The sequence below is a fragment of the Burkholderia sp. ABCPW 14 genome (genome assembly GCF_001523835.1).
GTDB lineage: Bacteria > Pseudomonadota > Gammaproteobacteria > Burkholderiales > Burkholderiaceae > Burkholderia > Burkholderia mayonis.
Window position 1 is genome coordinate 57,333 of sequence record NZ_LOVS01000147.1, and the last position, 10,251, is coordinate 67,583.

Below are 10,251 nucleotides of genomic sequence, written 5' to 3' on the forward strand. Positions count from 1 at the left end.
GAATCAAGCCGCGAGCTTCGCCGCCGCCTCGTCCACCTGCACGCGAGAGATCGCGAGCTCTTCGAGCAGCGCTTCCGCGTAGACGGCGCCCGTTTCACGCTCGAGACGGGCGACCGTCAGCGCGCAGCGCGCAGTGTCCTTCGGCATCGCGATGAAGCGCTTGATCGATTCGCCTGCCTTGAACGCGTCGAAGAGCGGCAGCCGCACTTCGTCCGGCAGCGTCTTCGTCCATTGATACGGCTTGCCGTTGACCGTCAGCGACGGCGGCAGCGAGCGCTCCTTCTTGCCCGCCGCAATGAGGCCGTACGTGCGCGCGGCTTCGCCGATCTGCTCGGGGGAGAAGAGCTCGTCGGGCGTGATGTCGAATTGCGCGATGTAGTTTTCGATCGCATGCATCGCGGCCGCGCGGTCGTCGCGCTTTTGCTGCGCGCGCGCGACGATGTCGCGCAGTTCGTCCGCTTCCTCGGGCGTGATCGTGAAGCTTGCCTGCTTTTGCTGAAGTTCGGAGAAACGTTGGAATTCGAGATCGGTCAGAAGTTTGGCCATGACATCCATGAGGCGCCCGCCGTCAGCGACGACAGCGGGCGGTGTTTTGAAGGGGGCGCTATTTTAGCGTAGCGCCGCGCGCCCGGCGGATTCGCGCGCCCGATCAGCATCGGTACGCCGGCTCGTGCGCGAGCCTTGTGTCACGCCGTACGCGTAAGTAGCCGCTCCACTTCGCGCGCGATCGCGAGCAAGCGCCGGTCGCTGCCCGCAGGTCCTTCGAGCATCAGCCCGACGGGCATGCCGGTGTGCTTCGACAGCCCCGCGGGAATCGACACCGACGGCACGCCGCCGAGCGTCGCCGGCCCTGTCTGACGGATCACGCGCGCAAACAGCGCATGCGCGGCGTCGGGCGGAAGGTCGTGGCCGCTGTCGGCGACGAGCGGCGCTTCGCATTGAACGGTCGGCAGCACGATGCAATCGACGCCCGTCCGGTGGAACGCCTGGTCGTACCAGCGCACGATGTCCTGCAGCACGCCCAGCGCCGCCGCGTACGCGTCGCTGGACGGCGGCGTGTTGAGCAGCATCTGGAAGATGCGCCGCACGTCGTCGCTGCCGAGCCGTGCAACGAACGCCGCGAACGGCAGATCGAGTCGCTCGGCGCTGAAGCGCCGCCAGTACGCGAGCGCCTCGAACCCGGCGATCTCGAAGCCGCACGCGTCGTCCGTTTCATACAGCGCGCGGGCGGCGAGCGGGATCAGGCGCGCGCCCGCGCCCGTTAGCGCGGCGAGCGCGTGCTCGGTCAGTTCGGCGACGGCCGGATCGAGTCCGTCGAAGTACGGCGCATCCGGCACGCCGATCTTCAATTCCGCAAGCGCGAGCGGCGCGGGTTCGCTCGCGTCGCGCGTCAGTACGGCATCGAGCAGCAGCAGATCGTCGACGCTGTGCGCGATCGGGCCGACCGTATCGCGTGTCGGCGACAGCGCGAGCACGCCTTCCGTCGAATAGCGGCGCAGCGTCGGTCGCAGCCCGGCGACGCCGCAGAACGCCGCCGGAATCCGCACCGAGCCGCCCGTGTCGGTGCCGAGGCCGAACGGAATGCCCGCCGCGACCACGGCCGCCGTGCCGCCGCTCGAGCCGCCCGCGATGCGCGCCGGGTCGCGCGGGTTGCGGACCGCGCCGAAATGGCCGTTCGCGCTCGTGATGCCGAACGCGAGCTCGTGCATGTTCGCCTTGCCGAGCGGCACCGCGCCCGCGTCGAGCAACTGCTGGACGGCCGTCGCGTTGCGCGTTGCGTTGAAGCCGAGCAGCGCGGGGCTCGCGGCGTGCGTCGGCATGTCGGCGGTGAAGAGGTTGTCCTTGATGACGAACGGCACGCCCGCGAGCGGCAGCTTGCGGCCGCTCGCGATCTGCGCGTCGACGTGCGCGGCGGCTTGCCGCGCGATCTCCGGTGCGACGTGCGTCATCGCGGCGAGCGGCTCGATGAGCGCGAGGCGTTCGAGTGCCGCCTCGGCATGCTGGACCGCGCGCGTCCGCCCGCTGTTCACCGAATCCGCGACGTCCCGCACGCCGGCGGACTGAGCGAAGGTTTCACGATGTGACGTCATTGGCCTGTCTCCATGTGATGTGCGCCGCCGGACGCGGCGCTCGTTATCGGCATGATCGGAACGACGAGGCCTAGATGATTTCACATTTTTGCCGGATCGATGTCAGGCGGACGTCTCCTTGGACATCGACAGATGCTTCGCGGTGTCGCGCAGCTGCGCGGCGACTTCGTCGATCGGCGGCGCGGCGTACGCGTCGATCCGGCGCATGTATGGGCACGTCAGCGCGGCGATCGCGTGGCCGGACGGCCCGAGAACCGGATAGGCGATGTCCGTGACGCCGAATGCCTGGTGGCTCTCCTGCTTGAGCCCGCCCGTCGCGCGGATCTCGCGCAACTGCGCGTCGAACCCGTGCATGTCGAGCGCGCTTTCGCCTTCGACCTTCGTATGTTCGGCGAGCATCTGCGCGCGCTGCTCGGGCGTCTGGAACGCGAGCATCACGGGGCCCGACGCGGTGTCGACGAGCCCGACGCGCGAGCCGAGCCGCACCGAGATCCCCCATGCGCCGGGTCCGTCGACCTGTGCGATCACGAGCAGGTTGCCGCGATCGAAGACGGACAGGTGGCACGATTGCTCGGCCGCCTCGGCGAAGCGCTGCATCGGCGGCAGCGCCTCGGCGATCAGCCGCTTGAGCGGCGGATGGCGATGCGCGAGCGCGTAGAGCTTCAGGCTGAGCGTGTAGCGGTCGCCGGCCGGCGAGCGGATCACGTAGCGGCGCGCGACGAGCCGTTCGAGCATCCGGTAGATCTCGCTCGCGTTGCGGCCGAGCTCCTTCGTGATCTCGGTGCGCGTCAGGCCTTCCTTCTGCTCGGCGAGCAGCTCGAGAATGTCGAGCCCCTTGTCGAGCGCGGGCGCGCGATAGCGCTCGATCTCTTCGCAATCTTGCGGCTCGTCGACGTCGTCGACCGGCCGGTCTTTCGTGGGTTTCATCGGTGGGTTGATCTTGTGGGGCGCGACGCATCGATCGCCGGTGCGGCGCATGCTTCGCGGCCGCGCGGCGTGTGTCGATGGATCGTTGATTCATAAGTCAATTAAGCAACTGCTCCAACAACAATGATAATCAACGAATGCGAAACCAATGCTAATTTTGTATGCATTTGTTGAATAAAAAACACCGCCGGAGCATTGGTGCGGTCAAAGTATGCGTCGGAACGGCGCGCCGGCCGCGCACCGGCAATCGGCGCGGAATGTGGAGTCGAAGCGGAGCCGACGTCGGACACGTGCGCGTCGCGCCTGTCGGCCGCAGGCACGGGCGGCAGACGCTGGCGCGGCAGACGCAGGCGGCAGGCACGGGCAGCAGGCACGGGCAGCAGGCACGGACGGCAGGCACGGACGGCAGGCACGGGCGGCAGGCACGGGCAGCAGGCGCAGGCAGCAGGCGCAGGTAGCAGGCGGCGAGCCGCCCGTGGCCACGAAGCCGCGGCTGCCATCGCCATCGCCGAGCATGCGCGTCGCCAGCGTCTGCTCCAATAGTCGTTATCCGCGATGCAGCGTTTCTTCTCGCGCCGCGGATGGTACAAATTCCGCAAAGGGCCCGCGGGCGACGCTGCCGCGCCGCCTGAATTAAGCTCGCTGGGTTTTCGTCCTGAACTGAAGAGGTCGCTTGCCATGAAACTGCTTCGATACGGCCCCGTGGGCCAGGAAAAGCCCGGTCTGCTCGACGCCGACGGCCGCATCCGCGATCTGTCGGCGCTGATCGACGACGTCGCGGGCGACGCGCTGTCCGACCCGAGTCTCGCGCGGCTCGCGGGCGTCGATCCCGCGTCGCTGCCGCTCGTCGCGGGCGAGCCGCGAATCGGCGCGTGCGTCGGCCGGATCGGCAAGTTCGTCTGCATCGGCCTGAACTACGCGGACCACGCGGCGGAAGCGGGCCTCGCGGTGCCGACCGAGCCCGTCGTGTTCGGCAAGTGGACGAGCGCGGTGAGCGGCCCGCACGACGGCATCGAGATTCCGCGCGGTTCGGTGAAGACCGATTGGGAAGTCGAGCTCGGCGTCGTGATCGGCCGTGCGTGCAAGAACGTCGACGAAGCCGACGCGCTGTCGTACGTCGCCGGCTATTGCGTCGTCAACGACGTGTCCGAGCGCGAATGGCAGATCGAGCGCGGCGGCCAGTGGGACAAGGGCAAGGGCTTCGACACGTTCGGGCCGCTCGGTCCGTGGCTCGTCACGCGCGACGAAGTCGCCGATCCGCAGGCGCTCGATCTGTGGCTCGACGTGGACGGCCGGCGCTATCAGAACGGCAACACGCGCACGATGGTGTTCACGGTCGCGCGGTTGATCGCGTATCTGTCGCGCTGCATGAGCCTGCAGCCCGGCGACGTGATTTCGACCGGCACGCCGCCCGGCGTCGGGATGGGCGTGAAGCCGTCGCCCGTCTATCTGAAGCCGGGGCAGACGGTGCGCTGCGGGGTCGCGGGTCTCGGCGAGCAGCGGCAGACGACCCGCGCGGCGGAGTGAAGCCGCCGCGCGTCGGCGCGCGGCAGCCGATGTGCCGGCAGCGGTTCGCGTTGCGCGGCCTCGTCCGCTGTTTCGCGTGGCGGACGGCGCGTGTGCGACGAGGCGTCGATCGCCGCCGTTGCGCGTCGCGTCCCGTCGCGTCGTGATCGAACGCGCGGACGTTCGATCACGACGTCGTTCACACCTTCGCCAGCGCCTGATCGAGATCGGTGAGCAGATCGTCGATGTGCTCGATGCCGATCGACAGCCGCACCGTCTCTTCCTTCACGCCCGCCTTCGCGAGTTCCTCCGGCGATAGCTGACGATGCGTCGTCGAGGCGGGATGCGTCGCGAGCGACTTCGCGTCGCCGATGTTGACGAGCCGCGTGAAGAGCTTCAGCGCATCCTGGAACGCGGCGCCGCCCGCGCGCCCGCCTTTCACGCCGAACGTGAGGATGCCCGGCGCGCGGCCCGACAGATAGCGGTCGACGAGCGCGTGATCCGGATGATTCGGCAGTCCGGAATAATCGACCCATTCGACCTTCTCGTGCCCCGCGAGATGCTGCGCGATTCTCAGCGCGTTCTCGCTGATGCGGTCGATGCGCAGCGCGAGCGTCTCGATGCCTTGCAGGATCTGGAACGCGTTGAACGGCGAGAGCGCCGCGCCGGTGTTGCGTAGCGGAACGACGCGCGCGCGGCCGATATACGCGGCGTCGCCGAACGCTTCGGTGTAGACGACGCCGTGATAGCTGACGTCCGGCTCGTTCAGCCGCTTGAAGCGGTCGGCGTGCTTCGCCCACGGGAACTTGCCCGAATCGACGATCGCGCCGCCGAGGCTCGTGCCGTGTCCGCCGAGATACTTCGTCAGCGAATGGACGACGATGTCCGCGCCGTGCTCGAACGGACGCAGCAGATACGGCGTCGGCACCGTGTTGTCGACGATGAGCGGCAGGCCGTGGCGATGCGCGACGTCGGCGAGCGCGGCGATGTCGGTGATGTTGCCGAGCGGATTGCCGACCGACTCCGCGAAGATCGCTTTCGTGCGCGAATCGATCAGCGCGTCGAATGCCGCCGGGTTGCGCGGATCGGCGAAGCGCGTCGTGATGCCGTACTGCGGCAGCGTATGCGCGAAGAGGTTGTAGGTGCCGCCGTACAGCGTGCTCGACGAGACGATGTTGTCGCCCGCCTCGGCGATCGTCAGGAGCGAATAGGTGACGGCCGCCTGGCCCGATGCGAGCGCCAGCGCGCCGACGCCGCCTTCGAGCGCCGCGACGCGCTGTTCGAGCACGTCGTTGGTCGGATTCATGATCCGCGAATAGATGTTGCCCTGGACCTTCAGGTCGAACAGGTCGGCGCCGTGCTGCGTGTCGTCGAATGCGAACGCGACTGTCTGATAGATCGGCACCGCGGCGGCGCGCGTCGTCGGATCGGGGCGATAGCCGCCGTGCACGGCGATGGTTTCGAGGCGCCAGTCGGCGGATGCGGGCTCGGTCATGATGGGTCTCCGATCGGTCTGCTTTTGTGAAGGTGTCGGCCGATTATAGGAGCCGCGGCCACGCGCTTTTAGCTTGTTTGGTGCCAAGCTTATTCACGGACAAGACAAATGCCGGGGCGCTGCGCGGAGGCGCGCGAACGACGGGCGACGAGCCGGGTGCGGACGCATCGCGCGTGCGCTTTTGTCGCCCGTTTGTTTCGCGTGCTCGTTTGCCTGCGCTTGCGCGAGCGTTAGCCGCCGGCGTCCGCCGCGAAATTCAATTCGACGCCGTTTCCCGCCGGATCGTCGAAGAACAACTGATGCTGATGCGTCAGCGGCACGTCGGCGCCCGTGTATCGGATGTCGAATTGCCGCAGACGGGCAATCGTTCCCGGCAGATCGCGGCAGGAGAACGCGACATGGTCGAACGTGTTCGTGACATTCGGCGCACGCGATTCGCCGGGCCCGGCTTCCGACAGATGCAGCACCGCTCGCGTGCCGGCATACAGCCAATAGCCGTGGCTCCGGAACGGCGGGCGATCGCCGAGCCGCAAGCCGACCACGTTTATGTAGAAATCGCGGAGCGTGTCGAGGAGCGGACGCGGCGCGCGCAGGTTGTAGTGATCGAGGCCGGTGACGGGCATGGCGGGCGGTCGGGGGAGGGAACCGGAGCGGCCATTCTAGCGCGTGTCGAAGGGCGATGTGATGGGGTGCGTCGAATGGCAGGCGCGGTGTTTCGACGGTTGATTCGCCGCTTGCAACAGAGACGAAGCCAATTGCTCGGGACGTGCGAACCTGTTCCAGGATTCGCCCGGCGGCGGGCGTCCGTCCGCCGCCCGCCGCGGTGTTCGGATTGTTCGCCGCGGACGCCGCGTGATGCGCCGGTTGCGGAACGATGTCGAGCTTCGCCGAGGGGCGCAGGCGCATCGTGGCGACGCGCGATTCGTCCCGGGGCGGCGGCGGATGGCCGCATCGCCCGCATCCGGGCGGGCGATTGTCCGAACGGCTTCGACGGTGGACGTTGCTGGCTTGCGAATGCCGGCGTCGCGATGCCGATGCGTGCGACGCCGCTCGCGCACGTTGCCGGTACTGCGCGACTGCCGCGCTTGCCGGCTGCGTCATCGACTGGGTCCGACCAATCGCACGGCGCGACATCGTGCCGTGCGGCGCGGCTTCATGGATGCTTCCGCCACGCCACGCCACGCCACGCCACGCCACGCCACGCCACGCCTGGCCTGGCCGCCCCGCGCAACGCAACGCTACCCCGCGCCGCACCGCGCCTAGCCGCCTGCCCGCCCCTGCAAATGACGCGCGACCGAAGCGAGCTTTTCGCAAGTCTCCGTCCATTCACGATCGGGCGTCGACAGCGCAACGAGCCCCGCGCCGGCTTGCAGCCAGCAGCGTTCGCCGTCTCGATACACGGAGCGCAGCACGAGCGCGGCATCCATCGCGCCTTCGCTGTCGACGACGAATACGCAGCCGCTGTACAAGCCGCGCAAGCGCGGCTCGTGGCGTCGAATGCTGTCGAGCGCCTCGCGCTTCGGAATGCCCGAAGCGGTGACGGCGGGGAACAGCTTTTCGAACGCATGCCATGCGTGGCGGCCCGCCGCGAGTCGTCCGCGCACGCGCGATGCGAGATGCTGGACGGTGCCGCGCCGATAGACGCTCATGAATTCGCTGACGCCGAGCGTGTCGGCGTCGCAGACTGACGACATTTCGTCCATCGCCAATTGCACCGACACCGCGTGTTCGGCGATTTCCTTCGCATCCCGCAGCAGTTCGCGCCGCAGACGCGCGTCTTCGGCGTCGTCGCCCGTCAATGCGCGCGTGCCGGCGAGCGGTTGCGTGCTGACGAAGCCGTCGGCGCTCACTTCGACCACCGTTTCGGGGCTGAAGCCATATGCTTCGAAATCGCCGTCGCGGAGCAGGAACGAGCGCGCCGGCGTGTTCGTCCGCCGGCCCGCGACGTAGCTCGACACCGTGTCGAGCGACGCCGGAACCTCGACCGCGCGCGACAGGATCACTTTCTGATACGCGTCGGCCTGCATCTCGCGCACCGCGGACGCGACCTGTTCCTTGTACGCGCGCGCGTTGCCGTCGCCATCGATCGTTTCGAGACGCGCGCCGGGCTCGGCCTGCTGCGCGGCGTCCTGCGCGTCGACCAGCTCGGCGAGCGTCGCGATCGCGCCGGGCTCCAGGCTGCGGATCAGCGCGCGGCCGCTCGACACGCGAATCTCGCTTTGCGGAATCGCGAGCCGCAGCAGCGGTTCGTCGCCGCGCGCGCCGTCGATGCCGTACGTCAGATGAGAAAACTCGAAATGGGCGCGCCCGTAAGCGCGCCATGCGTCGATCCGCACGTCCGCGAGCGCGTGTGCGATCGCGTCGCACGGCCGCGCATCGCGCCAGCTTGCGCCGTCGCTGCGGCGCACTGTTCCGTCCGGCTCGACGATCACGCTCAGCGCCGAATCGATGCCGATGCTCCATTCGCCGCCGCGCTCGTAGAGCATGCAGTGCCGGCTCGGCAAAGCGCGCATGATGCGCGAAGCCAGATCCAGCGGGTCGCTTCGCACGCTCAGATGGCGTTCGACGTAGCGTCGCGCCGGAGCGGCGTCGCGCGCCTTGGCGATCTCGATCAATCGTTGCTTGTCGATCTTGCCGACCGACGTCAACGGCCAATGCGCGGCGATTTCGATCTGATCCGGCAGCTTGAATTCGCTGAGCCCGCGTGCGCGCAGCGCCTGCTTGAGCGTCGCCGCATCGAGCGTGTCGCGTTGCGGCCGCACGAATGCGCAGATGCGCTCGCCGAGCAGTGCGTCGGGAACCGCGACGACGGCCGAGTCCCGCACATCCGGCAACGCGTCGATCAGCAGCTCGATTTCCGCGGCGGAGATTTTTTCGCCGCCGCGATTGATCTGCTCTTTGATGCGCCCTTCGACGATCAGATTGCCGGCCGTGTCGCGGCGCACGAGATCGCCCGTGCGGTAGTAGCCGTCGTCCGTGAAGCTGCGCGCGTTGTGCTCCGGCGCGCGGTAGTAGCCGCGGATCGTGTACGGCCCGCGAGTCAGCAGCTCGCCGACATCGCCGGCGGCGACGTCGCGGCCGTGCGCGTCGACGATGCGCACTTCGTCGCGCGGCGACAGCGGCCGCCCCTGCGTATGCGCGATCGTGTCGGGCGGATCGTCGAGCCGCGTGTAGCACAGCAGTCCTTCAGCCATCCCGAATACCTGTTGCAGACGGCAGCCGAGCACGTCGGGCAGGCGGCGCGCGAGCGCCGGGTCCAGCCGCGCGCCGCCGACCTGGACGAGCCGCAGGCTCGACAGGTCGCTGCGTTCCCATTCGCGCGCTTGCGCCCAGAGCTGCGCGAGCGGCGGCACGAGCGCGACGTGCGTGATCCGCTCGCGCGCGATCAGCGGCATCGCTTCGTCGCAGCTCGCCGTGTCGGACAGCACGACCGTGCCGCCGCTCGCGAGCGTGCCGAGTATGCCGGGGCATGCGAGCGTGAAGTTGTGCGCGGCCGGCAGCACCGCCAGATAGACGCTCGTATCGTCGAGCCCGCAGAGCGCGGCCGATGCGCTGAAGTTGTATGCGTAGTCCGCGTGCGTGCGCGGAATCAGCTTCGGCGTGCCGGTCGTGCCGCCCGACAGGAGCAGCAGCGCGACGTCGTTCGGCGCGGGCGGCGTCAGTGCGCGCGGCGGCGCGTCGAGCGACGCGAGCGGCACGACGCGCTCGTCGGCATCGTCATCGTCGCGCCGGCCGGGCTCGCCGTCGACGACGATCCGGCGCAGCGACGGATGCGCGTCGAGCATGTCGGCGGCGAGCGATCGGGCGTCGAAGCCGTCCATTCCGTCCGCGATGAAATAGGCGGTGGGCCCGGCGATGCGGCAGAGCGCGTCGATGTCATGCGAGCGTTGGGTCGGCATCGCGAGTACGGGCACCACGCCGAGACGGAACAGCGCGAAGCAGACGGTGACGAACGCGATGCCGTTCGGCAACTGCACCATCGCACGGTCGCCGGGACGCAGGCCCAGCTCGTGCAGTGCGGCCGCGAGCCGGTCGACCCGGCGATCGAGCGCGGCGAACGGCACGCGTTCGCCGCCGGCGACGAGCGCGGTGCGCGTCGCGTGGTCGGCCGCCCAGCGGCGCAAATGTTCGCCGAGCGGCAGCGCGGCGGACGAGATGTCGGGTTCGGCGGCCACGGCGTCGGCCGTTTCGTTCGGATTCGGATGAAGAAGAGTTTCCATGAGCTTCTCTGAG

Annotated in this window: 8 protein-coding genes; 1 reads left to right on the plus strand and 7 read right to left on the minus strand. The window is 68.7% G+C overall.

Annotated elements, in window-relative coordinates; genetic code table 11:
* Positions 1–3 precede the first annotated feature (3 nt).
* The 4 genes from WS62_RS22640 to WS62_RS36810 all read right to left on the minus strand — a co-directional run bounded on the left by WS62_RS22640 (position 4) and on the right by WS62_RS36810 (position 3,307).
* The gene (locus WS62_RS22640; protein ID WP_066575513.1) at positions 4–555 is read right to left on the minus strand and encodes a hypothetical protein; all 552 of its coding nucleotides are present in this window, start codon (positions 553–555) and stop codon (positions 4–6) included.
* Between the two features lie 131 nt (positions 556–686).
* A complete protein-coding gene (gene iaaH, locus WS62_RS22645) occupies positions 687–2,090 on the minus strand; it encodes an indoleacetamide hydrolase (RefSeq protein ID WP_066575516.1) in 1,404 nt (467 codons plus the stop codon).
* A gap of 102 nt (positions 2,091–2,192) precedes the next feature.
* Positions 2,193–3,017 (minus strand): IclR family transcriptional regulator, encoded by an 825-nt coding sequence (locus WS62_RS22650; RefSeq protein ID WP_066575796.1) that lies wholly within the window; start codon positions 3,015–3,017, stop codon positions 2,193–2,195.
* A gap of 101 nt (positions 3,018–3,118) precedes the next feature.
* Positions 3,119–3,307, minus strand: coding sequence for a hypothetical protein (locus WS62_RS36810; RefSeq protein ID WP_156441088.1), 189 nt, complete (start codon positions 3,305–3,307; stop codon positions 3,119–3,121).
* A gap of 388 nt (positions 3,308–3,695) precedes the next feature.
* On the opposite strand from WS62_RS36810, the gene WS62_RS22655 reads away from it, so the two are divergent.
* Positions 3,696–4,544, plus strand: coding sequence for an ureidoglycolate lyase (locus WS62_RS22655; protein ID WP_066575519.1), 849 nt, complete (start codon positions 3,696–3,698; stop codon positions 4,542–4,544).
* A 178-nt stretch (positions 4,545–4,722) separates the two neighbouring features.
* Here the strand turns inward: WS62_RS22655 and WS62_RS22660 are convergent, their stop codons facing one another.
* From WS62_RS22660 to WS62_RS22670, 3 genes are all read right to left on the minus strand, one after another.
* Complete coding sequence (locus tag WS62_RS22660; RefSeq protein ID WP_066575521.1) at positions 4,723–6,018, minus strand: O-acetylhomoserine aminocarboxypropyltransferase/cysteine synthase family protein; 1,296 nt, start codon at positions 6,016–6,018, stop codon at positions 4,723–4,725.
* Positions 6,019–6,248: 230 nt separating this feature from the next.
* On the minus strand, positions 6,249–6,641 hold the full coding sequence (locus tag WS62_RS22665) for a VOC family protein (RefSeq protein ID WP_066575524.1): 393 nt from the start codon (positions 6,639–6,641) through the stop codon (positions 6,249–6,251).
* Positions 6,642–7,277: 636 nt separating this feature from the next.
* A complete protein-coding gene (locus WS62_RS22670; RefSeq protein WP_066575527.1) occupies positions 7,278–10,238 on the minus strand; it encodes a salicylate synthase in 2,961 nt (986 codons plus the stop codon).
* Positions 10,239–10,251 lie beyond the last annotated feature (13 nt).

Bases quoted from the DNA above. Each gene is read 5' to 3' on its own strand.
- WS62_RS22640 (WP_066575513.1), bottom strand. From the start codon at position 555: ATGGATGTCATGGCCAAACTTCTGACCGATCTCGAATTCCAACGTTTC.
- WS62_RS22670 (WP_066575527.1), bottom strand. From the start codon at position 10,238: ATGGAAACTCTTCTTCATCCGAATCCGAACGAAACGGCCGACGCCGTG.
- WS62_RS22650 (WP_066575796.1), bottom strand. From the start codon at position 3,017: ATGAAACCCACGAAAGACCGGCCGGTCGACGACGTCGACGAGCCGCAA.
- iaaH (WP_066575516.1), bottom strand. From the start codon at position 2,090: ATGACGTCACATCGTGAAACCTTCGCTCAGTCCGCCGGCGTGCGGGAC.
- WS62_RS22660 (WP_066575521.1), bottom strand. From the start codon at position 6,018: ATGACCGAGCCCGCATCCGCCGACTGGCGCCTCGAAACCATCGCCGTG.
- WS62_RS22655 (WP_066575519.1), top strand. From the start codon at position 3,696: ATGAAACTGCTTCGATACGGCCCCGTGGGCCAGGAAAAGCCCGGTCTG.
- WS62_RS22665 (WP_066575524.1), bottom strand. From the start codon at position 6,641: ATGCCCGTCACCGGCCTCGATCACTACAACCTGCGCGCGCCGCGTCCG.